Annotated in this window: 22 protein-coding genes; 13 read left to right on the top strand and 9 right to left on the bottom strand. The window is 72.0% G+C overall.

Annotated elements, in window-relative coordinates; genetic code table 11:
* Positions 1–104 precede the first annotated feature (104 nt).
* Positions 105–554, top strand: coding sequence for a hypothetical protein (locus HF526_RS22170; RefSeq protein WP_169383471.1), 450 nt, complete (start codon positions 105–107; stop codon positions 552–554).
* A 6-nt stretch (positions 555–560) separates the two neighbouring features.
* Here the strand turns inward: HF526_RS22170 and HF526_RS36510 are convergent, their stop codons facing one another.
* Together HF526_RS36510 and HF526_RS22160 are read right to left on the bottom strand one after the other, a co-directional pair.
* Positions 561–3071, bottom strand: coding sequence for an Hsp70 family protein (locus HF526_RS36510; RefSeq protein ID WP_169383470.1), 2511 nt, complete (start codon positions 3069–3071; stop codon positions 561–563).
* Positions 3072–3165: 94 nt separating this feature from the next.
* Positions 3166–3804 (bottom strand): NUDIX domain-containing protein, encoded by a 639-nt coding sequence (locus HF526_RS22160; RefSeq protein WP_211177632.1) that lies wholly within the window; start codon positions 3802–3804, stop codon positions 3166–3168.
* A gap of 212 nt (positions 3805–4016) precedes the next feature.
* On the opposite strand from HF526_RS22160, the gene HF526_RS22155 reads away from it, so the two are divergent.
* On the top strand, positions 4017–4157 hold the full coding sequence (locus HF526_RS22155) for a hypothetical protein (RefSeq protein WP_169383469.1): 141 nt from the start codon (positions 4017–4019) through the stop codon (positions 4155–4157).
* Positions 4158–4202: 45 nt separating this feature from the next.
* On the opposite strand, the gene HF526_RS22150 is transcribed toward HF526_RS22155, so the two are convergent.
* Positions 4203–5063, bottom strand: coding sequence for a LysR substrate-binding domain-containing protein (locus HF526_RS22150; protein WP_169383468.1), 861 nt, complete (start codon positions 5061–5063; stop codon positions 4203–4205).
* Between the two features lie 83 nt (positions 5064–5146).
* On the opposite strand from HF526_RS22150, the gene HF526_RS22145 reads away from it, so the two are divergent.
* Positions 5147–6157, top strand: coding sequence for a bile acid:sodium symporter (locus HF526_RS22145; protein WP_169383467.1), 1011 nt, complete (start codon positions 5147–5149; stop codon positions 6155–6157).
* 12 nt (positions 6158–6169) lie between these two features.
* On the opposite strand, the gene HF526_RS22140 is transcribed toward HF526_RS22145, so the two are convergent.
* Entirely contained in the window at positions 6170–7642 is a 1473-nt protein-coding gene (locus HF526_RS22140) for a peptide MFS transporter (RefSeq protein WP_169383466.1), read from the bottom strand.
* Between the two features lie 130 nt (positions 7643–7772).
* Between HF526_RS22140 and HF526_RS22135 the strand changes: the two genes are divergently transcribed.
* A complete protein-coding gene (locus HF526_RS22135) occupies positions 7773–8963 on the top strand; it encodes a hypothetical protein (RefSeq protein ID WP_211177631.1) in 1191 nt (396 codons plus the stop codon).
* A 194-nt stretch (positions 8964–9157) separates the two neighbouring features.
* On the opposite strand, the gene HF526_RS22130 is transcribed toward HF526_RS22135, so the two are convergent.
* The 4 genes from HF526_RS22130 to HF526_RS22110 all read right to left on the bottom strand — a co-directional run bounded on the left by HF526_RS22130 (position 9158) and on the right by HF526_RS22110 (position 11963).
* Entirely contained in the window at positions 9158–9436 is a 279-nt protein-coding gene (locus tag HF526_RS22130) for a DUF6295 family protein (RefSeq protein WP_169383465.1), read from the bottom strand.
* Between the two features lie 11 nt (positions 9437–9447).
* Positions 9448–10191 carry a dienelactone hydrolase family protein gene (locus HF526_RS22125; RefSeq protein WP_169383464.1) on the bottom strand — a complete coding sequence of 248 codons (744 nt, stop codon included), beginning with the start codon at positions 10189–10191 and terminating at the stop codon, positions 9448–9450.
* A 426-nt stretch (positions 10192–10617) separates the two neighbouring features.
* Positions 10618–11295, bottom strand: coding sequence for a LuxR C-terminal-related transcriptional regulator (locus tag HF526_RS22115; protein WP_169383463.1), 678 nt, complete (start codon positions 11293–11295; stop codon positions 10618–10620).
* Positions 11292–11963 carry a sensor histidine kinase gene (locus HF526_RS22110; RefSeq protein ID WP_169383462.1) on the bottom strand — a complete coding sequence of 224 codons (672 nt, stop codon included), beginning with the start codon at positions 11961–11963 and terminating at the stop codon, positions 11292–11294. Before HF526_RS22110 ends, HF526_RS22115 begins: the two co-directional genes overlap by 4 nt.
* Positions 11964–12589: 626 nt before the next feature.
* On the opposite strand from HF526_RS22110, the gene HF526_RS22105 reads away from it, so the two are divergent.
* From HF526_RS22105 to HF526_RS22070, 8 genes are all read left to right on the top strand, one after another.
* Positions 12590–13576 carry an ATP-binding cassette domain-containing protein gene (locus HF526_RS22105; RefSeq protein WP_169383461.1) on the top strand — a complete coding sequence of 329 codons (987 nt, stop codon included), beginning with the start codon at positions 12590–12592 and terminating at the stop codon, positions 13574–13576.
* A 5-nt stretch (positions 13577–13581) separates the two neighbouring features.
* On the top strand, positions 13582–14382 hold the full coding sequence (locus HF526_RS22100) for an ABC transporter permease (RefSeq protein ID WP_420821649.1): 801 nt from the start codon (positions 13582–13584) through the stop codon (positions 14380–14382).
* Positions 14383–14724: 342 nt separating this feature from the next.
* Positions 14725–15747, top strand: a complete 1023-nt coding sequence (locus HF526_RS22095; RefSeq protein ID WP_239029001.1) for an acetylserotonin O-methyltransferase — start codon at positions 14725–14727, stop codon at positions 15745–15747.
* Between the two features lie 114 nt (positions 15748–15861).
* Positions 15862–17454 carry an FAD-dependent monooxygenase gene (locus HF526_RS22090; RefSeq protein WP_169383460.1) on the top strand — a complete coding sequence of 531 codons (1593 nt, stop codon included), beginning with the start codon at positions 15862–15864 and terminating at the stop codon, positions 17452–17454.
* A gap of 93 nt (positions 17455–17547) precedes the next feature.
* Positions 17548–19146 (top strand): flavin monoamine oxidase family protein, encoded by a 1599-nt coding sequence (locus HF526_RS22085; RefSeq protein ID WP_169383459.1) that lies wholly within the window; start codon positions 17548–17550, stop codon positions 19144–19146.
* The gene (locus HF526_RS22080; protein ID WP_169383458.1) at positions 19143–22430 is read left to right on the top strand and encodes a ferritin-like domain-containing protein; all 3288 of its coding nucleotides are present in this window, start codon (positions 19143–19145) and stop codon (positions 22428–22430) included. The genes HF526_RS22085 and HF526_RS22080 overlap by 4 nt, the downstream gene beginning before the upstream one ends.
* Positions 22427–23680 carry a cytochrome P450 gene (locus tag HF526_RS22075; RefSeq protein WP_169383457.1) on the top strand — a complete coding sequence of 418 codons (1254 nt, stop codon included), beginning with the start codon at positions 22427–22429 and terminating at the stop codon, positions 23678–23680. Before HF526_RS22080 ends, HF526_RS22075 begins: the two co-directional genes overlap by 4 nt.
* Before the next feature lie 265 nt (positions 23681–23945).
* Positions 23946–25343, top strand: a complete 1398-nt coding sequence (locus HF526_RS22070) for a chromosomal replication initiator protein DnaA (protein ID WP_169383456.1) — start codon at positions 23946–23948, stop codon at positions 25341–25343.
* Between the two features lie 64 nt (positions 25344–25407).
* Here the strand turns inward: HF526_RS22070 and HF526_RS22065 are convergent, their stop codons facing one another.
* Positions 25408–25575 (bottom strand): hypothetical protein, encoded by a 168-nt coding sequence (locus tag HF526_RS22065; protein ID WP_169383455.1) that lies wholly within the window; start codon positions 25573–25575, stop codon positions 25408–25410.
* A gap of 157 nt (positions 25576–25732) precedes the next feature.
* Here HF526_RS22065 and HF526_RS22060 point away from each other — a divergent pair, with 157 nt between their 5' ends.
* On the top strand, positions 25733–25960 hold the full coding sequence (locus tag HF526_RS22060; RefSeq protein WP_169383454.1) for a hypothetical protein: 228 nt from the start codon (positions 25733–25735) through the stop codon (positions 25958–25960).
* Positions 25961–26568 lie beyond the last annotated feature (608 nt).

Genomic DNA, 26568 nt, shown 5'->3' with positions numbered 1-26568 from the left:
ACGGGAACAGAGGCGGCGCCGGAGGGGTCCGGAATGGGCGATGAGCAGGGCAGGGCGGCGGACGGCGGAGCGTCGGTCCAGGGCCAGGTGACGGGACCGGTGCGATGACCCAGCAGCAGATCCCCGCTGATCAGGCGCGTCCGGAGACGTGGCCGCTCACCCGGAGTTCGTCCGGCCTGCCGGCCCCCGAACTGCTGACCCGCTACCTGGACGCCCGCGGCACACTGCGGCTGCATCTGCACGGGATCGGCGAGCCGTTGACCCACGCGGAGGGGCGCGAGCACGCCCTGCGCGAGCTGAGATACGGCGCGGCGTTGCGCGACGAACTCGACAACCTGTGGTTCGGGCGGTGGGACGCGGCGTGGGCGGCGTTGTGTGCGGGGGCCGAGTTCGCCATGGTGGCCGCGGCGATGGACGTGAGCACCGAGGCGCTGCGCGCCGGCTTGGTCGAGTGGGCCGACCGGCAGCGCGGGGTCCGGGAACGACACCCGACCCTGGGGATCGGCGAGGAGCAGTACCGCGAGGTCCTGCGGCTCATCGGCGAATGGGCGTGAGCACGGTCAGCCGGCGATGTTCAGCACCGTCACGTTGTTCGAGCTGATGTTGGTGACGTAGGCGTGCCTGCCGTCGGGCGCGACGAACACGTCCGTCGGGGCCTGGCCGACGCCGACGGTCGTGGTGACCTGGTTGGTGGCGGTGTCGATGACGGAGACGGTGTTGCTGCCGTCGTTGACGACGTAGGCGTGGCGCCCGTCCGGGGCGAACGCCACGCTCTGCGGCTCCCGCTGGACGGCGATCGTGCCGCTCACGGTGTTGGCGGCCGGGTCGATCACCGAGACGGTGTCGGCGTCGTAGTCGACCACGTAGACCCGTTGGCCGTCCGGGGACATGGCCAGGCTGTGCGGACTCTGGCCCACCGGGATCTCGGTGAGCACGATCCCGTTCTTCGTGTCCAGCACCGTGACGAGGTTGGATTGGTGATTGGCCACGTAGGCCCGGCGGCCGTCGACGGAGAAGGCGACCGAGTGCGGGTTGGGCTTGACGGTGATCTTCTTCTGCACCGTGTTGGTCCGGGTGTCGACGACCGAGACCAGGTTGGCGTCATGGTTGGGCACGAACAGTTGCCGCCCGTCCGGGCTCACGGCGATCGCGTACGGATACCGGTCTGCGGGGATCGTCGCCGTGACGGCCTTCGATGCGGTGTCCAGCACCACGACGGCGTTGCCGGTCCCGCGGATCTCGTCGAAGACGCTCACGTAGGCGCGTGCTCCGTCGGGGGTGAAGGCCACGAACACCGGTGGCCCCGCGGCCACCGGGATGCTGGCGGCGACCGCATTCGTCGCGAGGTCGACGACCGAGATCGTGCTCGTGCTCGTGCTCGTCACGTAGGCGAACCGGCCGTCGGGGGTGATCGCCCCCGCCTGCGGTCCGGCCCCGACCGGGAACACCGCGCCGACCACCGGGTTCGCGACACTGGCGGGCGGCGCTGCTGCAGGTCTGGTCAGCACCGGTGGACCGGTCCCCGACGTCGTGTCGGGCCCGGCCGTCTGGCCTCTGGGCCACAGGACGAAACCGACCACGAGGCCGAGGACCAGGAGCGCGGCACCGATCGCGAGCGCGGTGCGGCGGTCGCGCCGGCGCGGTTGGGCCAACGGGGGTGGCGCCGGGCCGGCAGGCGGTGGCTTCGGCGGCCCGGGCGGGTGCGGCGGGGAGCCGGCGCCGAACGGCGGGGCGCCCCCGCCGCGGTCCCCCGCGGTCGCGCCGGCGGTGTGGTTCGTTCCACCGTTCGCACCCGGCGCAGCCGGTGCGGCCACTCCGGGGGTGATGCCGTTGTCGCGCGGGGCCGGTGGCGCCGGGAACGCCGCCGGTGACGGCACCTGCGCGGCGGCAGCCGCCGGAACGGGCGTCGAGGGGGCGCCCTCCGGACGGGCATCGTGGCTTCTTCGGGCCCGCTCGGCGGGGTGGGTGTGCTGCCCCGGCAGGTACCAGGTCTGCATCGGGTGCGACGCGACCTCGGCCAGCGTCGCGGCCCCGAGCGCCACGGCGTGTTTGGGGTGGGTGTCCACGACCGTCGGGCGGCCGAGCTGTTCGGTCAGCATCCGCCCGACCAGGGGGATGCGCGACGATCCGCCCACCAACAGCACGGCGCTGAGCTGCTCCGGTGTGACCTGCGCCGACCGCAGGGTCCGCGACAGCGCCGCGACGGTCGACTCGATCGGGGCCCGCAACATGCCCTCGAACTCCGGGCGGGTGAGCCGGACCTCGAAGTGCCGATGCGGCAGGAACACCGGGATGGTCGTCTCGGTGTCGACCGAGAGGGCCTCCTTGGCCAGGACGCAGTCCTGCCGCAACCGGGCCAGCGCGATGGCCGTGGCCGGATCGCCCATGTCGAGCTCCGACAGCGCCCCGCCCGAGCTGACATTGACGTAGGACATGACGGCCTCGTCGAAGTCGACGCCGCCGAGGCGCTCGATGCCTTCGGGCGTGCCCAGGATCTCGATGCCCTCGGGCCCCTTGGACAGGATGGTCGCGTCGAAGGTGCCGCCGCCCAGGTCGTACACCGCGACGGTCTCACCGTCGTTCAACCGGCGCGTTGCCGCGTAGTGCGCGGCGGCCGCCTCGGGTTCGCTCACCGTTCGCCAGGTCGTCAGTCCCGTCAGGCCCGCGGCCTCTGGAACGTCCTCGAACAGCTCCCGGCGGAACGGGCCCCAGTTGGCCGGATGGGTGAGCACCACTCGTTCCGGCGGACCGCCCTCGGTCTCGATGACCTTGTGCAGGACGTCGTGGAGCAGCGCCCCGAGCAGCGCGCCGACCGCGTGGGGCGTGTTGCCGAGCATCACCGGGGTGGGGTCACCGAGGCGGCGCTTGAACTCGCGTCCCACCCGGTCCGGGTTGCTCACCGCTCGGCGTACGGCGGCGTCGCCCGTGACGATGGTGCCGTCCTCGCGGAGGTAGACCACCGCGGGGGCCACCACCGAGCGGTCGCCGAGGGTGACCATCTCGACCTGGGACTCATGCGCGATCGCGGCGGCGACGAAGGTCGTCCCGAGGTCGACTCCGAGGCTGTACATCACCGCGCCTCCCCTGGAACGCAGCCAGGGTAACGGCAGCCACCCGTCCGATCGAGAGGACGACGGCCCCGAAAACTCTCGCGGCGTCGTCCGGTCAGCGGGCGAGCTGCACCGGCTCCGTTCGGCGCGCGCCCGTTCGGACCCGGCGAGCGGCGGCGAGAATGCCGCCGACGGCCAGGGAGTTGGTGATGCGGCGCTCGAGCACCCAGCGCACCGCCTCCTCCAGGGGCAGCCAACGGGTCGTGAGGAACGCCTCCTCGCCCTCCGCCTCGCCCTCGCGGGGACCGATGGCGAGCCGTTCGGCGAGGTAGACCCGCCCCGCCTCGGTGCTCACGCCGGGGGACAGGTGCAGGTCGACCAGGGTGATCCACACCTCGGCGCGTACCCCGGTCTCCTCCGCGAGCTCCCGGCGCGCCGTCTCCTCGCGGGATTCGCCCTCCCGGTCGCACAGCCCGGCGGGCAGCTCCCACAGCAGCGCGCCGACCGGGTGCCGGTAGTGCTGCACGAGGACGAGCCGCTGCTGTTCGTCGAGGGCCACGATGGCCACCGAGTCGGGGCGTTCGAGGACCTCGCGGGTGACGGTGGACCCGTCGGGGAGAACGACCTCGTCCACCCGGACGCGCATGCGGATCCCGTCGTAGACCACGCGGCTGGAGCGAACCTCGTAGGTCACCATCAACCTCCTGCTGACCGCCCCGTCGCCCTGCGGCCGTCCTGCACCCTCGCTGCGCATCGGCCCCACCTCTCCCCTCCGGGGCGCACGGGGACTCACGACCGGGCCCTACATCTAGCGCCGGTTCCGGCGCGGACACAGGTCTCGGCAGGGTCGATCGCGTAGATGAATCTGGTTCCGCGGGGCCGAAGCCGTCCGCCCGTTGTCGCGACACCGTGGATCGGCCCCGGCGACCACCTCGAGTCCGGGACGCCACCGCGCGGAGCACGGGTATGGGCGGCCCGCACGATCTCGGCGGCCGGATGGACCACGGCCCGGTGTGGGACAGCTCGGCGGAGGCTCGCCACCTCGTGCTGTCCGAGCGCCCGGCCGGGTCCGAGGCCTGTCCGCGGCGGATCCGGCCGCGCTCGTGACGCGTGACTCGATGACCGGGGTGGCGCGGCTGTGAGGGGTAGGAGTCACCCGGCGCGCAGCCGGTCGCCCGCGCCCAGGATGGTCTCGGTCAGGGCGGCGGCCGGGCCGGCGAGGGCGCGGCGGCCGGTGGAGAGCACGAACTCGACGGGTGCGAGTTCGGGCAGCCGGTACCGGTCCGGTACCTCGACGAGTCCCGGTGGGACCAGCGTCGCGGCGTGCGCGACCACCCCGAGCCCGGCCAGTGCGGCGGCGCGCACGCCGCTGAGGCTGCCGCTGGTGCAGGTCAGCCGCCACGACCGGCCGGCCCGCTCGAGCGCGTTGACGGCGACCGCGCGGGAGATGCTCGGCGGCGGGTAGGCGACCAGCGGGACCGGTTCGCCGGGGTCGAGGCCGGGGTGGTCGGGCCCGGCCACCCAGATGAACCGGTCCCGCCAGACCAGCGTGCCGTGTGTCTCCCCGGGGGCGCGTTTGCCGAAGACCAGGTCCAGCGCCCCGTCGGCGAGCTGCTGGTGCAGCGTGCCGGACAGGGCCACGGTGAGCTCGAGGTCGACGAGCGGGTGCCGGTGCCGGAACTCGCGCAGGATCGTCGGCAGCCGGGACAGCACGAGGTCCTCGGACGCGCCGAAGCGCAGGCGCCCGCGGACCTGGGAGCCCGCGAAGTGCGCCATCGCGCGTTCGGTGGTGTCGAGGATGCCACGGGCGAAGTCCAGCATCGCCTCGCCGTCGGGGGTCAGCGTCACGGTGTGGGTGTCGCGCGCGAACAGCGGGCGCCCGGTGGCGGCCTCGAGCTTGCGGATGTGCTGGCTGACCGTGGATTGGCGGACGCCGATCCGGTCGGCGGCCTGGGTGAAGCTCAGGGTCTGCGCGACGGTGAGGAAGGAACGCAGGTGTACCGGGTCGAACACGCCTCCACGCTATCGCGGATCGTGATGACAGTGATCGCCGCATACGCGTTTCCGAATGTGCGATCACGGAGCACGATGAGGTCGTGCTCCGGCGACTGCGCATCGATCCCTACCTCATCGCGCTGCTGTGCACGGTCGGCCTGGCGTCGGTGCTGCCCGCCCGGGGCGCCTGGGCCACGGGCGCCGGCTACGCGACGACGGTGGCGATCGGGATGCTGTTCTTCCTCTACGGCGCCCGGCTGTCCCCACAGGCCGCGCTCGAGGGCCTGCGGCACTGGCGGCTGCACGGGACCGTGTTCGCCGCGACCTTCGTGCTGTTCCCGCTGCTCGGCCTGGCGGTGCTGCTGCTGCCACCGGCGGTGCTGCCCCGGGAGCTCGCGATCGGGGTGCTGTTCCTGTGCTGCCTGCCCTCGACCGTGCAGTCGTCGATCGCGTTCACCTCGATCGCACGGGGCAACGTGCCCGCCGCGATCTGTGCGGCGTCGTTCTCCAACCTGGCCGGCATCGTGCTCACCCCGCTGCTCGTCGGACTCCTCATCTCGGTGCACGGCGGGTTCTCCGGCGGGGCGCTGCTCGACATCACGCTGCAGTTGCTGCTGCCGTTCCTGCTCGGGCAGCTGCTGCGGCCCTTCATCGGCGGGTGGATCACCCGGCACAAGCGGATCCTGGGCTTCGTCGATCGGGGCTCGATCCTGCTGGTCGTCTACACCGCGTTCAGCGAGGGCGTGGTCGCCGGCATCTGGGGGCAGCTCTCGCTGTCCGCGCTCGCGGTGCTCCTCGGCGTGGACGCGGCGTTGCTCGCGGTCGTGCTGACCGTGACGGCGGTGGGGTCGCGCATGCTCGGGTTCTCCCGCGAGGACCGGATCACGATCCAGTTCTGTGGCTCGAAGAAGAGCCTGGCCAGCGGGCTGCCGATGGCCAGCGTGCTGTTCGCCGGGCAGGCCGGTGCGATCGCCGGGCTCGTCGTGCTGCCGCTGATGCTGTTCCACCAGCTTCAGCTGATGGTGTGCGCGTGGCTGGCCCAGCGCCACGCACACACCGCGGCGACCGGCCCGGCCGTACCCGCCGAGTCGGTCGCGAGCACGACCGCGTAGCCCGCGGGCGGGTCAGCGGACGCCGCCCATGAGCCGGCGCAGGAACGGGGTGATCAGCGCCAGGACCAGGCCCAGCGCGATCGCGACCAGCCCCAGGACGCCGAAGTAGGCGCCCTCGTGGGCCTCGTCGTAGTACTGCGCCAGCGTCCCCGACAGCGCCGTCCCCAGCGCCACCGACAGGAAGAACAACGCCACCATCTGCGTGCGGAACGCCGCCGGGGCGAGCTTCGTGGACAACGACAACCCCACCGGGGACAACAGCAGTTCGGCGATCGTGAACACGAACAGGATGCCGACCAGCCCGGCCAGCGGTGCGCTGTTCGGGCCGCCCCCGGCCATCGGCAGGAACAGCAGGAACGCCACCCCCATCGTCGCGGTGCCCAGCGCGAACTTGATCGGGGTCGACGGCTGGCGCGGTCCGAGTCTGGTCCACAGGGCCGCGAACACGCCGGCCAGCAGGATGATGAAGACCGGGTTGATCGACTGGATGAACGAGACCGGCATCTGCCAGCCGAGGACGGTCCGGTTCAGCCGCTGGTCGGAGTAGATGGTCACCACCGTGAACTGCTGCTGGTAGAGCGACCAGAACGCCGTGCTGGCGATGAACATCGGGACGAAGGCCAGCACCCGGCGCCGTTCCGCGGACGTGATCCGCCGGCTGCCGAGGATGATCGTGAAGTAGCCGATCGTCGCGAGGAGGCTCAGGCCGACGACGATGTCGGCGAGGTTGTCGGCCCGCAGCACGCCGGTGGTGGCCAGCACCGCGACCGCGGCAACGGCGCCGACGGCGAGCGCGGCCATCAGTCCCCGCCGCGACGTCGGCAGCGGGCTGGGCACCGTGCGGGCGGCCTCGGGCAGGCGCCTGCGGCGGACCGTGTACTGGACCAGGCCGACGGCCATCCCGACCGCCGCGAGTCCGAAGCCGTAGTGGAAGCCGAGGCCGGTCTGCAGCAGGCCGGTGAGCAGCGGCCCGACCAGGGCGCCCAGGTTGATCCCGAGGTAGAACAGCGAGAAACCGGCGTCCCGGCGCTCGTCGCCCTCGGCGTAGAGGGAACCGACCAGCGAGGTGGCGTTGGCCTTGACGCCGCCGCTGCCGAAGGCGATCAGGACCAGACCGACCCCGACGCCGAGCAGGCCGGGCAGCACGGCGAGCGCGATGTGACCGAGCATCACCAGGACCGCGCTGGAGAACAGGGTCCGCTCGGCGCCGAGGACCCGGTCGGCGAGCCAGGCCCCGAGGATCGTGGACAGGTAGACCAGGCCGCCGTAGGCGCCGACGATGCTGGTGGCGGTGGTTTCGTCGATCCCCAGACCACCGTGCGCGGCCGAGTAGTACAGATAGATGAGCAGGATTCCCTGCATCCCGTAGAACGAGAAGCGCTCCCACATCTCGACGCCGAAGAGGTTGGCCAGCAGCGGTGGCTGGCCGAAGAACGTCCTCTGCGGGGGAGCGGCTTTTGCCACATCGGTCACGACTTCCACCATTTCAAACGAGCGCCGATGCAGTCGCGCCGCAGGGCGCCGCAGCGACATGTGTCACGCCGCGGGGCTCGGCGTACCGGATGAATCACCCGATCCGGAACCGGCACCGGTCGGGAGTGGGCAGGATGGCGACGTGCTCGTCCTGCACATCGCGGAAGGGCTCGCCGGTGGCCTGCTGGTCCTGGCCACCTGGTGGAGCGTCCTGGTCACCCTGGTGGTGCCGCGCGGCAAGATCCCGATGATCACCCGGGGGATCAGCCGTGCCGTGCGGACGCCGTTCATGGTGTTCGCCTCGCTGAGCCGGGACTACGGCCGAACCGACGCGGTGCTCGCCGCCCGGGGCGCGGTGACCCTGCTGGGCTTCCTGCTGGGCTGGTTGCTGTTGTTCTTCATCGGCTTCGTCCTGTTGTTCGCCGCAGCCGGCGCCGAGTCCGCGCTCGCCCTGCGCGATGCCGGCTCGTCGCTGTTCACCCTCGGCTTCGCGACCCCCACCACGGCCCAGCTCGGGGTCACCCTCGCCGCCGCCGCGTCCGGGTTGATCGTCGTCGCGCTGCAGATCGGGTACCTGCCGGCCCTGTACTCGTCCTACAACCGGCGCGAGACGCTGGTGACGGTGCTGGCCAGCCGCGCCGGGGTGCCCAGCTGGGGCCCGGAGGTGCTGGTGCGCCACCAGCTCGTCGGCATCACCGACAGCCTGGCCGACCTCTACGCCCAGTGGGAGATCTTCGCCGCCGACGTGGCGGAGAGCCACACCAACTACCCGGTGCTCGTCTACTTCCGGTCGCCGCGTCCGCTGCGCTCCTGGGTGGTCGGGCTGCTCGCGGTGATGGATTCCGCGGCGCTGTACCTGGCGCTCGCCCCCGGCCGGGCGCCGAGCGAGGCGCGGCTGTGCCTGCGGATGGGCTACCGCAGTCTGCGCGAGATCGCCGGCACCCTGCGCATCCCGGTGAACGACGACCCGAAACCCGACGACCCGTTGCAGCTGACCCGGCGCGACTTCGACGACGCCGTCGCCTACATCGAGTCCAGCGGTTTCCCGGTCGAGCGCAGCGCGGCCGAGGCGTGGTCCCACTTCCGCGGCTGGCGGGTCAACTACGAACAGGCGGCCGTCGCGCTCGCCCGGATCACCGACGCCCCGCCCGCGTTGTGGTCGGGCGGCCGGCGGCTTCCGGTGCCGCCGATTCCGCCCAGCCGGCCGCGGGACCGCAGGCCGACCGACCGCGAAGGAGCGCCGCCGCCGCTGCCCGCGACCGACGGCCTGGCCGCCGGTCGTGCCGAGCCGACCCGGGCCCGCGCCGACCGCGACCCGCGCCCGCCGGACTGACCAGGCGTCAGGTGCAGGCGAGGTTGGTGCCGAAGCCGTGGCCGTCCAGGTACTGGACCAGCGCGGCGGGGGCGCCGAAGCTCGCGGCGCACGCGGCCCGGGCGTCGCGGGTCACCGCTGTCTCCTCCCGGCGGGGATGGATGACCTGGGTGCGCGTCGCCGGTGCGACACCGCCACCGGCGACGCGGTCGACGCTAGCGCGCCTGATGCACCGAGGCGAGCCCCGGCGGGGCGGAGGCGATGGCCCGCTGAATGGCCTCGGCGAGGGCGAGCGCGGCCTCCTCGGTCAGCTCGACCGCGACCCGTGCGGAGGGCCCCTGGCCGGGGTTCAGGAAGTCGATGTTCACGGTGTGCCCGAACTGGGCGTGCACCGGATGGTCCACGTAGACGGTGGCCTCGCGCAGCCCGAACCAGCCCTGCGCGCCCTTGCCGCTGCCGTCGATGCCGATCTTCTCGGTCAGGTAGGTGCACATGGTCTGCTCCCTCACGCGCCGAGGTGCTCGCGGAAGAACCCGAGGATCTTGTTCCAGCCGTCGACGGCGGCCTCGGGCCGGTAGGCCACCCGGTCCACGGCGAAGAAGGAGTGGCCGGCCCCGGGATAGGTGTGGAACTCGTGAGGCTTGCCGAGCCGGTCCAGTTCGGCGGACAGCGCGGCCGTCTCGGCGGGCGCCGGGTTCTGGTCGTCCTCGCCGAACAGTCCGAGCAGCGGGCAGGACAGCTGAGGCGCCAGGGCCAGGATCGGCCGCATCGAGGCCGGCACCCCCGGGGGCGGGTCGTTGACGATGAACGCGCCGTAACAGTCGACCGCGGCGTCGACCTGCAGCGAACAGGCGGCGAGGAACGTCTGCCGTCCGCCGGAGCAGTGCCCGATCACGCCGATCTTGCCGTTCGCGCGGTCGAGCGCCCTGAGGTACCGGGCGGCGCCGTCGACGTCGCCGACCAGCCGCTCGTCGGGAACCCCGCCCGCGGCGCGCACGGCGGCCGCGGCATCGTCCGGGTCGGCTCCGGGTGCCTCCCGCGAGTAGAGGTTCGGGCACAGCGCGGCGAACCCGTGGACCGCGAACGTGCGGACCATCTCCTTGGTCGCCCGGTCGTACCCGGGCATGTGGTGGATCACCACGACACCGCCGTGGGTGGGTGTGTCGAGCGGGCGCGCGAGATAGGCCTCGATCTCGTCGCCGCCGTGGCCGGTCATGGTGATCGTCTCGGCTCTGATCGCATCGGTCATGCCCCACCTTCTACGGCATCGGCTGCGACCGGTGCGGCCGGGGTGGCGACGGTGCGGCCGCAGACGCCGGGCCCGGGCGACGGCCGCGCTCAGGCCGGGCGAGCCATGCCCTGTACCCCCCGTCGGCGATCAGGTTGAGGATGCGCTGTTCCTGGGGGAGAGCGCGTCGTCGTCCTCGGTCTCCAGTAGTTGGGCGATGTCGCGGCGGACGATCTCATGATCGTCGAGCAGGACGACTCTGATGGGCATGCCCCGACTCTGCGCCGAACGACGGGAGCGCGGCACAGCCGTTCGGGCCGTGGCGACCGGCCTGCGGTCCCGGGCCCGTGGGCCGGGAGGCACTGGTGGGCACCGCCGAGGGATGCAGCGCACCTCGCCCGCGGCCCGCCGCTTCGGGTGCCGCGCTCGGCGCTCAGGCGTCGTCCCTCACGCCCGGCGGGCGTACGGCGGAGCCGGCCCGCCGGCGGGCCGCGTGTCCAGCAGGGAGTAGCGCACGGCGAACGACGCGGCCTCCAGCCGCGAGTGCACGCCGAGCTTGCTGAGCAACCGCTGCGAATGCGTGCGTGCGGTGGTGTCCGAGACGCCGAGCCGCCGGGCCATCGCACGGGTCCCCAGCCCCTCCGCGATCAGTCCGAGGCACTCGCGCTCCCGAGCGGTGAGCGAGGCGTAGAGCCGGCGTGCGTCGGCGAGCTCCGGCGACGGGCGCGAGGCCTGCTGGCCCGGGATCTCCACCACGACGCTGTCGTCATCCATGATCCGCCCGATCGCATCGAGCAGCACGCGGAATCCGGAGGCCTTGTGCACGTATCCCTGGGCCCCGAACTGCAGGGCCCGCATCACTCCACTGACGTCGGCGTCGGCGGTCAGGATCATCACCCGGGTGCCCGCGCTGCTGCTGATGATCTCCGGGATCATCTCGACCGCGTCCCCTTCGACGAAGTGCCGGTCCAGGAGGCACACCTCCGGCTGGTGCGCCCGTACGGCGTCGAGGACACCGGGCAGGGTGTTGGCCACCGCCTGGACGTCGAGGGCATGGGCGCTCAGCACCTTGGCCAGCGCCTCACCGAACAGGGTGTGGTCGTCGCCGATCACCAGATCGGTCATCGCCCACCTACCGGGGAGCGGCCGTCGGCGGCGATGCCCGTACCGGGGAACAGCAGTTGCGCGCGGGTGCCACGGGGTTGCGCCTCGCGCATGCGGAGGCTGCCACCGCAGCCCTGCACGAGCCCGGCGACGATGTCCAGGCCGAGTCCGGCGGTCCCGGCTCGTCCTCGGCCGAAGCCCGGACCGTTGTCGGCGACCTCGATGACCACGTCCGGGCCCCCGGTCGCGGTCACCTCCACCCGGCCTCGCGGACCGGCGGCACGAACGGCGTTGTCAACGAGGTTCGACACCATCCTCCACAGCACCGTCTCGTCGATCCGCATCCGCAGGTCGTCGGCGGACGAGAGGCTCACCTGCGTCTGCGCCGAGACCGTGGTGAGCGAGGTGATCTGTTCCAGCAACGGGCGCACCGAGACGACGCCGGGATCCGGTCTCGTCGTATCGGTGAGGTGCACCATCGCGACCACGCGCTCCAGTTCGTGCTCGAGCAGATCGATGCGGTTGCAGGTCACGTCGTCCAGTTCGGCATCGCGCATCGACTCGACGACGTAGAGCAGGGTCACCAGGTCGCGGCCGAGGTCGTGCAGCAGCCCGCGGAGCGCGTCCGCGTTCTCCGGATCCGGGTGCAGGCGCCCCGTTTCGGGCCGGCGGTCTCGCAGCAGCCCCATCGATTACCCCTTCGTTGCAATGACAGTGAGATACCGCATGCGTAAAAGAGGCCCAATCGATGGGCGACGAAATATTCGCACGTCTCTATGCCCCCCTTAAGACGTCCGCGAGGAAGAGTACTGGCCGCGCTCTCGTATGGCTATTGCCCACGTGCAGGAGGGTATTGAGCTTTTCGCGACCCGGATTTCTGAGCCACACGGGCGAAGGCCGGACGGGATCAGTGACCTACGGTGTGCCCCACCTTTCGGCTGTTGTGCGAACGGAGGAGATGTGATAACGGGCGGGGCCGATAATCGGACGTGCGGTACAGGCCGCTGCGGGTGGCGTGAGCGGCGCGCTCCACGTTGCTCACTCGGGGTCGGTGCGGTTCGTGGGCTGCAGGCGGTCGCGAGGACCGTCGGACCGGGGCCGCCTCATGCGTTTGCGTGAGCAGACGCTGCGATTCTCGCGGTACCGGTGTGTCATGCCGGGAGTGGACGACATCACCGGTGGGCCGGGTGATGCTGAGAGGAATATGGGCCCATCCGGCGCAGTATGCAATGCGGTGGCGATCCGCATGTGCAATGGCGTCGCCGCACCGCTGCGCGCCGTGGAATCGGGGCCCGGCCTCAGCAGAGGAGTCGAGATGTCCACACCCGCGGTCGAGGCCGAGGGGCTGGTCAAGACGTTCCGGTCCACCCGTGCACTCGCCGGGATCGACCTGCAGATCCCCAAGGGCGCCGTACTGGGCCTGCTCGGTCCCAACGGCGCAGGCAAGACGACGACCGTCCGCATCCTCGCCACGCTGCTGAAGCCGGACGCCGGCCGGGCGCGGGTCGCCGGAGTGGACGTGCGGACCGACCCGCACGGGGTGCGCCGCAGGATCGGGCTGTCCGGCCAGTACGCCGCCGTCGACGAGAACCTGAGCGGGTTCGAGAACCTCTACATGGTGGCCCGGCTCTACGGAATGCGCCGGCGTGAGGCCCGCGACCGGGCCCGTGGGCTGCTGACCCGCTTCGGTCTGGACGACGCCGCGGAGCGGCCCGCGAAGACGTACTCCGGAGGGATGCGCCGGCGACTCGACCTGGCGGGTGCGCTGGTCGCGAGACCGGAAGTCGTCATCCTCGACGAGCCCACCACCGGGCTGGATCCCCGCGGCCGGATGGAGACCTGGGAGGTGATCGGGGAACTGATCACCGACGGCGCCGGCGTGCTGCTGACCACCCAGTACCTCGAGGAGGCCGACCGGTTGGCGGACGCCATCGCGGTGATCGACCGCGGACGGGTGATCGCCCGCGGGACGCCCGACGCGCTGAAGGACCAGGTCGGCGCCGAGCGGCTGGAGATGGTCATCGACGACGCCGCGTACCTGTCCGAGGTGGCCCGTGCGCTCGCCGAGGTCGGCGCCGGGGAACCCGTCGTCGACGCGGCGGCCTGCCGCGTCGGCGTCGTCGTCGACGAGGGGGCGAAGTCACTGATCGAGGCACTGCGCCGGCTCGACCTGCAGAACATCGCGGTGCAGGACGTCGGGCTGCACCGGCCCACGCTGGACGACGTGTTCCTGGCGCTGACCGGGCGCGCCGCCGAGAACCCGCACCGCGAGCCGGCGCCGACGACGGGAGCGGGCCGGTGACCCCGGTGACGGCACCGGGTTCGGTGCTCCGCGACAGCAGCGTCATCACCTGGCGGAACCTGAGGAACATCCGGCGGATGCCGGATCTGCTGCTGGGCTCCATCGGGCAGCCGGTGATGTTCCTGCTGCTGTTCGCCTACGTGTTCGCAGGCAGCCTGGGTGGGGACGCGTACCGCGAGTTCCTCGTCTGCGGCATCTTCGCCCAGGTCGTGGCGATGAACGCCGCGTTCACGACGATGGCGGTGGCCAGCGATCTGACCAAGGGCATCATCGACCGGTTCCGCTCGCTGCCGATGTCGCGGCTCGCCGTGATCCTCGGCAGGACCACCTCCGACCTCAGCGTCAACGGGGTGACCCTCATCGTCATGAGCGTGACCGGCCTGATGGCCGGCTGGCGGATCCACGGTGGAGTGGGCGGCGCCGTGTCCGCCTACGCGGTGCTGCTCCTGTTCGCCTTCGCGATGTCCTGGGTCGGCAGTTTCGTCGGTCTGCTGTGCCGCACGGTGGAGGTGGCCCAGAGCGCGGGGTTGATGTGGCTGTTCCCCGTCACGTTCATCTCCTCGGTGTTCGTCCCCACCGGGAACATGCCCGCCGCGATCAGGGTGATCGCCGAGTGGAACCCGGTGACCGCCGTGGCCGACACGAGCCGCGAGTTGTTCGCCAGCACGGCGCCGCCCGGGTTCCCGCCACCCGGCGGCTGGCCGGGGGAGCGTCCGGTGCTCTACGCGGTGCTGTCGTCGGTCGCGATCATCGCGCTGTTCGCGCCGCTCACGGTGTCGCGGTACCGCCGGGTGGCCAGTCGCTGAGCCCGCCGGCCTCGTTCCCGTCGTTGTCCGTTCGCCAGACGGCGCCTCGTGCTGTCCGGTCATTCCCGGCCGACCGCGCCCGGGAATGGCGCGCCCACGCGACGTCATACCTTTGTATGAGTCGCCGCTGGTGTCGTTGTGGAAGCGGGTTGTCATGCCCGGATCGGACGACATCGTTGCCGGGGCCGGTGATGCTGAGAACGTCCTCAGCGTTCACGAGCCGGTGGATGCGCGGGGTGCATTGCACGGTGGGAAATCAGGAACTGCCGATGCGGTCGCCTGATGGATCCCGGCGCGACACCGATCCGCGAACGCGGAACACGACAGGGCGGGGAATCGGTAATGGCACAGGGTCACGAGCAGCGGGGCAGCGACGACGCCTTCCGGCTGCTGCAACTGTCAGAAGGTCTCGGTCCGGCGCGGACCGTTCAGCTCGCGGCCGAGCTGGGGGTCGCCGACCTGCTCGGTGACGGGCCCCGCACGGCGGAGGACCTGGCGGCGGCCACCTCGACCCATCCCGGCGCGCTCTACCGGCTGCTCCGCGCGCTCGCCGGTGCCGGGGTGTTCACCGAGGTCGAGCCGGGCCGGTTCGGGCTGACGCCGGTCGGCGAGCATCTGCGTGCGGACCATCCGCAGTCGCTGCGGGCGTGGGTGCAGTTCCAGGGCCTGTTCAACGGTGTCTACGCCGGGGCCATGCACAGCGTGCGGACGGGCACCGCGACGACCCCTCAGGTCTTCGGCGAGCCGCTGTTCGACCACCTGGACCATCACCCCGAGCACGCGGCCGTCTTCCAGGACGCGATGGCCCAGCACAGCCGGTTGATGGGCGCGAAGCTGGCCGCGGCCTACGGCTTCCAGGGTGCGCGGCAGATCGTCGACGTCGGTGGCGGCGACGGAAGCTTCCTCACCGGGATCCTGCGCGCCAACCCCGATGTGACCGGTGTGGTCTTCGATCAGCCCTACGTGGCCGACGCGGCCCACAAACAACTCGCGGCAGCCGGATTCGGCGATCGCTGCAGTTTCGTCAGCGGCGACTTCCTCGACGAGGTCCCGCCCGGTGCCGACGTGTACATGCTGAAGGGCGTCGTGCACAACTGGGCCGACGACGACGCCGTCGTCCTGCTGTCGAACTGCCGGCGCGCGATGGGCCGCGACGGCCGGCTGCTGCTCATCGAATGGGTGGTGCCGACCGGTGACACGCCCCATCCCAGCAAGTTTCTCGACCTGGCCATGTTGTTCGTGTACGGGGGCCGGGAACGTACCGAGGAGGAATACGTCGGGCTCCTGGGTGCGGCCGGTCTGCGGTTGGACCGCATCGCGGACACGAAATCGACGCTGAATGTGATCGAGGTCGTCCCGGCATAGGCGGCGACCGGATCGCGGTTGTTTTCGGCTCATGCGGAAAAGGGGCGGCCCGCCCGCCGGCCGAACAGTTCCCGTGATCGCGTCGGCCACACACGTTCTCTGCGGAGGTGGAACATGAACAACGACATCGACGTCCTCGTCGTCGGTGCCGGACCGGTGGGGCTGACCATCGCGATCGCGCTGCGGCGGCTGGGCCTGACGGTGCGGATCGTGGACAAGGATCCCGGGACCGATCGCGAACCCCGCGCGGACGTGCTGTTCCCGCGGGCCGGGGAGGCACTCGGTTCCCTCGGCGTGGGCGAAACCCTGCAACGCAACGCCTATCAGATGCAGGGCGCCGACATCTACGACCGGGGTCGCCACCTGGGCGCGTTCCAGGTCGGCCGGCTGGAGTCCCGCTACCCGCGCGCCATGACCATCGAGCAACACGACATCGAGCGGCTGCTCGCCGAACACCTGGCCGAGCACGGCGCCACCGTGGAATGGCGGACCAGGGCGACGGACATGCGGGTGTACTCCGACCGGGTCGAGATGTCGCTTCGACTGCCCACCGGAGACACCGAGCGGCTCAGCGCGGCCTGGGTGGTCGGGTGCGACGGCATCCGCAGCACGATCCGGGAACGGCTCGGCATCCCGTTCGAGGGGAAGAACCGGGCCAACATGCAGGTGGTGCAGGGCAACGTGACGCCGTCGTGGCCGCACAGCGACGAGCCGGGTCAGGGCTACTTCTTCCTCGCCCCGCACCGATCGGTGATTGCCTTCCCGACACCGGCCGGTGGCTACCGGATCTTCTGCGTGCGCGACGACGTCGATCCGGGGCGGACGGACGCACCGACCCTCGACGAGCTGCGCGACGTGGTCGCGGAGGCGGCGTGCCTTCCCGACCTGCAGCTCAAGCTCACCGAGCCGGTGTGGCTCAGCCGGGCGCGGTTCGCCGACCGGGTGGCCGCCAGGCTGCGCAGCGGGCGCGTGCTCCTGGCCGGCGACGCGGCCCACTCCTGGGCGCCCATCGGCGGGCACGGCATGAACGTCGGCATCCTCGGCGCACACAATCTGGCCTGGAAGATCGCCGCGGTGCACCGCGGGCAGGCCGACGACGCCGTGCTGGACTCCTACTCGGCCGAGCAGCGGGCACTCGCGTTCAGGGTCATCCGCGACATGCGGTTCAACATCATGGAGGCGCTGCTGCCGCCGCTGGGCCACCGCGTGCGCAGCGCCGTCCTGCGGGTCGCCCTGACATCCGCGGGCTTCCAGCGCCGGGGGGAGTGGATGATGAGCGACTTCGGCCGCAACCACCGCAAGGGCCCGCTGTCGTGGCAGCGGACCCGCGGGTTCGTGCCCGGCCTCCGGGCAGGCGACCGGGTCCCCGACGTGACCGTCGTCCCGGCGGCCCCGCCGGCCGTCGCCGACGGGGCCGTGCGGCTGCACGACCTCCTCGGCTACGACCGGTGGACCCTGCTGCTGTCGTCGGCCCGGGCGGATGCCGCGACCGTGCAGGCGCTGCGCGATGCCTGTGCGCCGTGCCCGGCACCGGTGGTGGTGCTCCCCGTCACCGCGGCCCCGGCGGCCGCACGGCAGCTGGGGCGGGCGGACGAGATCGCGCTGGTCCGGCCGGACGGGTACGTGGGCCTGGTGGCGCCGCTCGGCCGCGTCGACCTGCTGCGCGACTACCTGTCCACGTTCCTCCTGGCCCCGGACCTCCGCTGATCCTCCGCCGGCGCGGCGCGGCACGACCGGATTCGCCCGGCGGGACCGGCGCAGACACAGATGTGCACCACCCACACGACGGGGGGACGTGCGATGACCAACGCAACTTCATCGGCCGAAGCGGTGTTGCCGGAGCACCACCGCAGCCGTGACGCGACTCGTTCGGCCGGGCAGCGCCTGACCGCCGAGGCGGACCTGCCGCCGATCACCGGCACTGCGAACGGCCGTGGGGCGAAGGCCACGGTCACCATCATCGGAGCGGGGATCGCCGGACTGGTGGCCGCGTACGAGCTGGAGCGGCTGGGCTACCCGGTGGAGGTCCTGGAGGGCAGCCGCCGCCTCGGTGGCCGGATCTACAGCCACCGCTTCGGCGCCGATGCGGAGGCACCGGTGGCCGAGCTGGGCGCGATGCGCATCCCGACCAAGCACAGCCACACCATGGGATACATCGACCGGCTCGGGCTTGCCGACGAGGTACGCCCGTTCAAGACCCTGCTGTCGGACGAGAACGCCTTCCTCGGCAAACCCACCGGCTACGTGCGCCTGCGCGACGCACCCCCGGTGCTGCTGGAGTGCCTGCGCCACCGGCTGGCCCACAAGGGCTACCGCGAAGAGACCATGCTCTTCGGCGCGCAGCTGGGCCTCGTCGTGAACGCGATCGCCCCGCCCGCGCAGCGGGAGGGCCTGCGCCACGACCTCAGCCTGCAACTGCTGGACGCGGCCGACCGGATCGACCTGCGGCCCCACATCGAGGGCGGCACCGCCGCGCACGTCGACCTGCACGCGGTCTTCGCCGCGTATCCACACCTGCAGACGGCGTGCAGCGGCGATCTGCGCAGCTTCCTCGACGACATCCTGACCGAGACGAGTCCCGAGCTGGTGCGGGTTCGCGGTGGCATGAGCCGGATCGTCGAGCGGCTTTCGCGCCGGGTCCGTGGACCCATCCTCCGGGGCCGCGAGGTGGTGGGTCTGGACGTCCGCGCGGACGGCGTGCGGATCCGGATCCGGGAGGGCACCCGGATCGTCACCCGCAACAGCGACTACGTGGTGTGCACCGTGCCGTTCCCGGCGCTGCGCCGGATGGAGCTCAAGGGGTTCAGCAAGGACAAACTCGACATCATCCGCGACGTCCAGTACGTGCCCGCCACGAAGGTGGCCTTCCATTGCCGCGAGCCGTTCTGGGAGAGCGAAGGGATCATGGGTGGCGCCTCGTCCAGTGACGGGCGGATCCGGCAGACCTACTACCCGTCCGTCGACGGCGACCCGGCGCTCGGCGCGGTCCTGCTGGCCAGCTACACCATCGGCGACGACGCCGACCTCATCGGCCGGCTGCCGCCCGCCGCCCGGTACGCCTACGTCCTCACCGAACTCGGCGAGATGCATCCCGCGCTGCTTCGTCCCGGCATGGTGCTGAACGCCATGAGTGTCGCCTGGGGCCGGCACAGGTGGACAGGCGGTGGCTGTGCCGTCCGGTGGGGCAAGGACGAGGCGGCGATCGACGAGGAGCGCCGTCGCGTCACCCGGCCGCAGCACACGCTGTTCTTCGCGGGAGAGCACTGCTCGTCCTCACCGGCCTGGATCGACGGGGCGATCGAGTCGGCGATCGACGCGGTGGGCCAGGTCGTCGCGCAGGAGTCCCGGCAGCGCACGGCGAGGACCCGCTACGGGGCGACCGTGGAGCGACGACCATGAGCGTTCTCGAGCTGCCGCGGCTGCACTTCCGCGGGACGGCCGTCACCCGGCTCCCGACCGGGCCCCGCAGCGGGCTGCTGGACCTGGCCACCAACCAGGCGCTCACCGACGACGGCCCGTTCCCGGTCGACCGGCCGGTCGCGGAGTACCACGCCTATCTCGACCGGCGCGGACCCCGGTACGACGACGCGGGCCGACCCGACCCCGACGGCGCGTTCAGCGCGTCCAAGGGCTGGAACTTCGGCGGCAACGGCCACTTCTGGGTCGACGCCCGGATCGTGAGCGCCGAGGGCCCGGCCGGGCCGGACGTCGCGGACCCCGTCGTCGGCCGGGCGGTCGACATGTGGGGCCACTACAACGAGTACCTGGCGACCACCGTCAACCGCGCACGGGTGTTCGACGTCGACCCGACGTCGAACTGGACCACCACGATCATGGTCGGGCAGTTCGGCTTCGGGCGGGACGGTCGCTCGCACGACACCGGCTACATGCTGATGGGCGAGGTGACCGGCACGGCGCCGCCGCGATGGCACAACCTCGAGCACATCGCCGACGTCGGGGAGCACGTCCTGGCGGCGCAGATGCGCCGTTCCGTCGTGCACCAGTTCGTGGTGACCCGGGACGAGGGGCTGAGCTGGCTGCCGGAGTCGGAGGTGTCCCCGGTCACCCGGCTGCTGCGCTCGGCGGTCGACGGCGCGGCGGACGGGCTGGTGGTGCAGTTCGCGCTGAGCAACATGGCCGCCCCGGTGGTGGCCGACACGCCCGACCTGTGGGATGTGCGGGGCACGGTCGCGCCCTGGCGGGCGGACGAGCTGCGGACCTACCCGGCCGGGCGGCTGCTCACCCCACCGCGGGGCCGGCGCGGCGGACTGCACAACCTCACCGTCGCGGTCGACGCCGAGCGGGCGACCCTGAACATGATCACTGCGGTGCCGGTGCCGCGCCGGGCGGCTCGCGCCGGGCCGGGCCCGACCCCGGCGCTGGGCCCGCGGTTCGACGCCGGCGATCTGGAGTTGCGCACCGCGCGCACGGACCGGCTCGTCGCCACGATCCCCGCCGCGGTGTACCGCGGTGCCGGCTACGACCTGACGAGCGGCGTCGTGACCGTGCCCGCCGAGCTGCCCGGCAGCGCCGTCGAGGACGAGGCCCTGTGCCTGGTGGGCCGGGTGGCGGCAGCGGCGCGCGAGGTGCTGCTGGCCGAGGAGGAGATCAACCTCCAGGTCGACGACGCGTGCGTGTTCCTCGAGCATCCGGACCGGGTGCGCGGCGACGACCACGCCGCCGAGGTGGCCGTCCGGTCCTTCGTCCGCGGCCGGCCGGCCCCGGTGGACACCGTGTACGTCCGTCAGTTCCCCAATCCGCGGTCCCGCCCACTGGATCCGGCGGCGACGGCGGCGCGCTGCGGGGACATCGACATCGTGCAGCTGCACGGCGGACGCCGGGAGGAATCCGGCGGTTGGGCCCCGGCCTGCACCCTCGGCACGGACGACCACGGCCGCGGGTGCTTCACGGTCCGCGGCGCGCGGGCCGGGGCGACCCGGATACAGCTCACCGCGCACGCCGACGACGTCCCGTGTGACGGGTCCGTGCCGGGATCGGCCGCGGCGGCCTACGACGACGAGGACGCCCTGGGCTACTGGGCCGGCGCCGGCTCGATGGCCGTGCGGGTGCTCCCCGACGACTGGCATCTCGACGGGCTGACCGTGCAGGACGCGAGCTTCGAGCTGGTCTACCGGGAGGTCTTCGCCTACTACGAGCTGCTCTACTCGTTCATGAAAGCGGAGGTGTTCAGCCTCGCGGACGGCTGCAAGGCCAGGACCTACGCCCGCCTCATCTGGCAGATGTGCGACCCGCGCAACAAGACGAAGACCTACTACATGCCGCCCAGCCGGGACATGTCGGAACCGAAGGCGCGGTTGCTGCTGAGCTTCCTGCGCGCACAGCAGGCGGTCACCGACATCCCGGTCGTCGTGCCGTCGGTCCGGCGGACCGGCGGCGGGATCACCCGCCGCGGCGAGCTGTGGGCCGCGCTGAAGTGGGCGGCGACGGTCGAGCTCACGGTGATGCTGCAGTACCTCTACGCCGCATACTCGATCCCGACCTACGGCGCCGGCTGCGAACACGTGCGGCGCGGGCTGTGGACACCGGAGCAGCTGCGCCTGGCCTGCGGCGACGGCGGCGAGACCACGGCCGGTGGCCTGCGGGGCGACCTGCTGAGCATCGCCCGCGAGGAGATGATCCATTTCCTGGTCGTCAACAACATCATCATGGCGATGGGTGAGCCGTTCCACGTCCCGGTGGTCGACTTCGGCACCGTCAACGCCACCCTGCCGATCCCGATGGACTTCGCCCTGGAACCGCTCGGGCTCGGCAGCGTGCAGCGGTTCATCGCCATCGAGCGTCCGGAGGCCGAGATCGGCGAGATCCGCCGTGACCCGGGGCCGGAGGTCCCGGCCGCCACGGAACCGGCGCGGTCCTGGGGCTCGCTCAGCGAGTTGTACGCCGACATCCGCGAGGGGCTGCAGCGCGTCCCCGATGTGTTCATGGTGCAGAAGGGACGGGGCGGCGGCGAGCACCACCTGTTCCTGCGGCGGTCCGTCAACGCAGTCCACCCCGACTACCAGCTGGAGGTCGACGATCTGTCCAGCGCGCTGTTCGCCGTCGACCTCGTCACCGAGCAGGGCGAGGGCAACAAGCTGACCACGGTCCCGTCGGCCGGTTCATCGCACTACGACATGTTCCTGCGGATCTCGGAAGCGCTGACCGCCGAGCAGCAGGCGGGCACCGGGCGCCGGCGCTGGTCGCCAGCCTATCCCGTTCCGCGGAACCCGACGCTGCACGAGGGTGATCCCAACACCGAAACCGTCACCGACCCGCAGGCGCGGGCGGTGATGGGTCTGTTCAACCGGTCCTACTTCCTGATGTTCCAGCTGATGGTCCAGCACTTCGGGCAGACCCCGGATGCGAGCCTGCGGCGCTCCGCGCTCATGAACACGGCCATCGACGTGATGACCGGGATGATGAGCCCGCTGGCCGAGCTGCTGGTGACCATGCCGTCGGGGCGGCGGGGCAAGACCGCCGGGCCGTCGTTCGAACTGGAGGGCGAGCCGCGGTTCACCGCCCGGCCCGATATCGCCATGCAGTCGGTGGCGCTGCGGTTCCAGCACCTCGCCGAGGCCGCCCGCAAGTGCGAGGCCGTGCCCGACCGGGTCACCGGGATGTTCTCGTTCTACGCCGAGTACGTCCGCGATCTCGCCCACCGACCTGCGCAGGAGAACCGATGACACAGCGCGGCACCGTGCAGTTCGCCATCACCCGCCCCGAGGACATCGCCGATCCCTACCCCGTCTACCGGCGCTTTCGCGAGGTCGACCCGGTCCACGCGGTTCCGGCCGCCGCGCCGGGTTCCCCGGACACCTTCTACGTGTTCCGCTACGACGACGTGGCCCGGGTGCTGTCGAGCCGGCACTACGGGCGCAGCGCGACGGTGGCCCGGTCCGGACTGGCGGCGGCGGCCCCGGTGGTGCCGGCCGACTACCAGGTGCTGCGGGAGGTGGTCGACAACTGGCTGGTCTTCCTCGACCCGCCACGGCACACCCGGCTGCGATCCCTGGTCGTCAAGCAGTTCTCGGCCAAGGTGGTCAACGACCTGCGGCCACGCATCGTGGAGATCGCCGACGCGCTGCTCGCCGACATGCGCACCGCGTCGCACGCCGACCTGGTCGCGGACTACGCGGCTCCGCTGCCGATTCTCGTGGTCTCGGAGCTGCTGGGGGTGGCGGGCGAGCACCGCGGGTGGGTCCGGGACTGCGCGGTCGCGTTGCAGGAGGCCAACAGCTCCCGGGCCGGTGGCGGTCCGGGTCGGTACGCGGCGGCGGACGCCGCGGCCCGTCAGCTCGACGACTACTTCCGGGGTGAGGTGCGGCAGCGGCGCCGGCATCCGGTGGACGATGTGACGTCCTTGCTGGTGTGGTCCGGGGACGGCGGCGACCCGTTGACCGACGAGGAGATCGTCGGGACGTGCATCCATCTGCTCACCGCCGGCCACGAGACCACCACCAACCTGATCTCCAAGTCGGTGCTCGCGCTGCTGGCCCACCCCGACGCCCTCGAGGAGCTGCGCACGACCCCGCAGCTCATGACGAACGCGGTGGGGGAGCTGATCCGCTACGACTCCCCGGTGCAGATGATCACTCGCTGGGCGTACCGGGACGAGGTGATCGCGGACCGCCCCGTCCCCCGGGGGAGCAAGGTCGTCCTCGTGCTCGGCTCGGCCAACCGGGACCCGCTGCGGTTCCCGGACCCCGACAGGCTCGACATCCGCCGCAACACCGGCCGGCACTGCGGCTTCGGGATGGGGATCCACTACTGTCTCGGTGCCGGGCTCGCCCGCCTCGAAGCCGAGATCGGCATGACGGCCCTGCTGCGCGGGCTGCCCGGCCTGGCGCCGGGCGAGGAGCCGGTGTGCTACGCCGAGGACCTCGTGTTCCACGGCCCCACGCGGCTGGTGGTCCGCACCGGGGTGGGTGCCTGAGCGCGGGGACAGCAGGCAGTTCACCGCGGCTCCGCTGCCACTCGGGGAACCCGTCGATCCCAGCCGATGGGGTGAACTCCCGTCCGTCGCACGGGACCGACCACTCCGTGGGCCCCGCGACAGCCGCGCGAGAATTCGCCACCACGCGAGGTACTGTCCCGTCGCGAGGACACCGAGCGCGGTCCTTAGACACGACGAACGCGTCCCCGTGGTCCGGCTCGGGCCGTGCAGGGGATCGTGAGGACCCGTTCGGGAGGACTGGCTTTTGGGCGAGAGCAGCTTCAGCCCCGAGATGCAACGCTCGATCGGTGGGGGACTCGCCGGGTGGGTCCCGCAGGTCGCGTCCGGACCGGCGACCGGCCGGACGGCGTCCGCGTTCCCGAGCTCCCCGCGGAACGCGGAGGATCCGGTGGCCCACGTGGCGCTGCGCCTGCAGCGCCGGCTGGAGCGCCAGCTGGAGCTGCTCGGCCGGCTCCAGGCCGCCGAGCAGCACCCCGAGGAGGCGGCCGGCCTGGCCGAGCTGCTGGAGGCCACCCGACAGCTGCGGCACGACAGCGAGGGGCTGCTGCTGTTGTGCGGAGCCGACCCCGGATTCGGGCGCGATGGGCCGCGGACCGTCTCCGACGTCCTGAGCGACGCCGTCGCCGCGGCCCAGGAGCCGTGGCGCGTCGAGCTCCGGCCCGCGCCGTCGGCCACCCTCGTCCCGCGGGCCGCCGGCGAGCTGCGGCACCTGCTGGCCGAGGTGCTGGACCACGCGCTGTCGGTGTCCCGGACCGGTGCCCGGATCGACGTCGTGAGCCGTGTGGCCGGCGACGGTGCCATGACCGTCGAGGTGACCACCGACGCCGTCGACGAGGAGGACGCCGATCGGGGCCCTCGCCGCGCCGGCCCGGCCGTGGCCGAGCGGCTCGCCCAGCGCTCCGGCACCGCGATCCGCCTGCAGCACCCGCTCGGCGGCGTCGATCCGGAGACCGGTCTCGTCGCGAGCCTGCACTGTCCACGGGCGCTGATGAGCCTCACCGAGGCCGCGCCGTCCGCCGCCCCGCGCGACCGCGCCGGCACCGCCCGCCCGGCCGACGTCCGCCGCGACGCGGGGCTGTGGTCCCTCGGTGGGCTCCGGCCGGCGGCCGATCCGGAACCGGCGATGCGCACGCCGGCCGGTCGCCTCGGACCCGCGGTGTCGCCGGCGGACGACCTCTTCGGCTCGCTGCTGGACCGGCGCGACGCGCCTGCTGACGATCCCGTGGGCACACCCATCTTCGAGGCCATCGCCTCGGCGTGGTTCCGCGAGGATGACGGCCGGGACACGTCGGGCGACAAGGGTTCCGGCTCGGGTGAGCCGCTCGACTGGGAGACGCCGCACGACGCGGAGTGGCGTGCCGCGAACGCGCGCGCGGCCAGCCCGGAGACCGGGCCGATGACGGCGAGTGGCCTGCCCCGCCGGCGACCGGGCACCCAGCTCGTCCCGCCGCCGCGGGCCCAGGGGGTGCGTCCGGAGACCGGCCCCGGGGAGCGGGTGCCGGACCGCGTGCGTGAGCGACTGGCGACCTACCAGCGGGGCTTGCAGGAGGGTCGGCATCGCGCCACCGAACCGGCCCCGCCGGAGCCCGCGTCGACGGAGTCGGACGATGTCGAGGCCTGGTGGAGCAAACCCGAGTGGTGAGACCGGCCACCCGGGCAACGGGCGCGGGGGCGGGTTCCGGGCCGGGCCCGGGCGCCGGGTGATGTCACCGCGGGGTCTCGGTGAGCAGCCCGGGGGGCGGCTGCGGCACCACGGGCCGCGCGGTGACCGTGACCGCGCCGCCGCAGTTCCAGCAGCTCAGGTCGTGCTCGGGGTCTCGGCCTTCGACCTCGCACGGTGTGCAGAACCAGTACGCAGTGATCTGGTAGTTCATCGCGGCCGTCCTGGCTGATGCGGTGCCTGGCTGTGTCGTCGCGGTCCATCGTCGGCCGCGGCGAAGCACGCATCGATGGGGCCACCCCGCGAGATGCCGGGGGAGAACCCGCCGGAAGGACCGCGGCCGTACACCCGGGCCGTGGGTACCCCTCGCCATGTCCACGCAGGATGGCGCGAGCTGGTCGATGAGTCCGGAAGACCTGGCCGAGTTCGAGGTGTCACGGGATCGGGCCTACGAGTTGCTGGGGGAGGCCGCCGCCGAGTTGCGCTCGCGGGGCGGAGCCGGCGGCCCACCGGCCGGTGGGCTCGCCGCGGCGGCGCTCGCCGAGGCGCTCATGCACATCTCGGCGGCCCAGGACGCGCTCGACCGGATAGGTGGCTGAGGGCGGGTACGACGCCGGACGCCTGTTCCGTGTCGCCCTCTACCACTTCGGCCGGGTGTGCGCCCCACCCGTCGGGTCGGCTGAGAGCTCCACAACCTGTGCTCCGAGGCCGAGGTGCGCACCCCGGCCGCGGAGCACCGTGGACCGGTCAATGTCGCGCGTCGTCGACGCGGGCGGCGGGCCGTGATCGACCACCCGCCCGATCGTCGAGATACGCCGGAGGGGGCGATCGATGACTGGAGGGTGGCGGGTATGACCGGGCTGGGCTGAGCACCGGGTACCGGCATTATCTGGATCGAGATCCGTCGGCAGGGATCGCATCGACTCGTGCGGTGCGACCGGGGCCGGGTTGATCCTGTCTGAAGGCTGCGGTGGCCCGCTGCGGCGATGCCACTGCAGGTCAGGCCGCTGTCATCGTGTGCTGCCGCCTGCTCCGCGGCATTCGGAACGTGTTTGACAAATCTGCGTGAATTTCTGGCGGTGGGCGCTCGCCGATACCGGGGGAACGCACCGGGCGTTCCCGAACAAGGAGGGTGAGAAATGGCTGCTAAATGGACCGAATGGTTTATCAATCGTCGCCCGAACCATGAGTGGGGCGGTTGGGGTAA

The organism is Pseudonocardia acidicola, from assembly GCF_012911935.1.
GTDB classification, from domain to species: Bacteria; Actinomycetota; Actinomycetes; order Mycobacteriales; family Pseudonocardiaceae; genus Pseudonocardia; species Pseudonocardia acidicola.
The sequence above is the reverse complement of the archived record's forward strand: the minus strand, read 5'-3'. Positions and strand labels throughout refer to the sequence as shown.

Bases quoted from the DNA above. Each gene is read 5' to 3' on its own strand.
- HF526_RS22170 (WP_169383471.1), top strand. From the start codon at position 105: ATGACCCAGCAGCAGATCCCCGCTGATCAGGCGCGTCCGGAGACGTGG.
- HF526_RS22140 (WP_169383466.1), bottom strand. From the start codon at position 7,642: ATGGTGGAAGTCGTGACCGATGTGGCAAAAGCCGCTCCCCCGCAGAGG.
- HF526_RS22075 (WP_169383457.1), top strand. From the start codon at position 22,427: ATGACACAGCGCGGCACCGTGCAGTTCGCCATCACCCGCCCCGAGGAC.
- HF526_RS22065 (WP_169383455.1), bottom strand. From the start codon at position 25,575: ATGAACTACCAGATCACTGCGTACTGGTTCTGCACACCGTGCGAGGTC.
- HF526_RS22095 (WP_239029001.1), top strand. From the start codon at position 14,725: ATGGCACAGGGTCACGAGCAGCGGGGCAGCGACGACGCCTTCCGGCTG.
- HF526_RS22155 (WP_169383469.1), top strand. From the start codon at position 4,017: ATGGGCGGCCCGCACGATCTCGGCGGCCGGATGGACCACGGCCCGGTG.
- HF526_RS22080 (WP_169383458.1), top strand. From the start codon at position 19,143: ATGAGCGTTCTCGAGCTGCCGCGGCTGCACTTCCGCGGGACGGCCGTC.
- HF526_RS22105 (WP_169383461.1), top strand. From the start codon at position 12,590: ATGTCCACACCCGCGGTCGAGGCCGAGGGGCTGGTCAAGACGTTCCGG.
- HF526_RS22090 (WP_169383460.1), top strand. From the start codon at position 15,862: ATGAACAACGACATCGACGTCCTCGTCGTCGGTGCCGGACCGGTGGGG.
- HF526_RS36510 (WP_169383470.1), bottom strand. From the start codon at position 3,071: ATGTACAGCCTCGGAGTCGACCTCGGGACGACCTTCGTCGCCGCCGCG.
- HF526_RS22130 (WP_169383465.1), bottom strand. From the start codon at position 9,436: ATGTGCACCTACCTGACCGAGAAGATCGGCATCGACGGCAGCGGCAAG.
- HF526_RS22125 (WP_169383464.1), bottom strand. From the start codon at position 10,191: ATGACCGATGCGATCAGAGCCGAGACGATCACCATGACCGGCCACGGC.
- HF526_RS22160 (WP_211177632.1), bottom strand. From the start codon at position 3,804: ATGCGCAGCGAGGGTGCAGGACGGCCGCAGGGCGACGGGGCGGTCAGC.
- HF526_RS22115 (WP_169383463.1), bottom strand. From the start codon at position 11,295: ATGACCGATCTGGTGATCGGCGACGACCACACCCTGTTCGGTGAGGCG.
- HF526_RS22085 (WP_169383459.1), top strand. From the start codon at position 17,548: ATGACCAACGCAACTTCATCGGCCGAAGCGGTGTTGCCGGAGCACCAC.
- HF526_RS22060 (WP_169383454.1), top strand. From the start codon at position 25,733: ATGTCCACGCAGGATGGCGCGAGCTGGTCGATGAGTCCGGAAGACCTG.
- HF526_RS22110 (WP_169383462.1), bottom strand. From the start codon at position 11,963: ATGGGGCTGCTGCGAGACCGCCGGCCCGAAACGGGGCGCCTGCACCCG.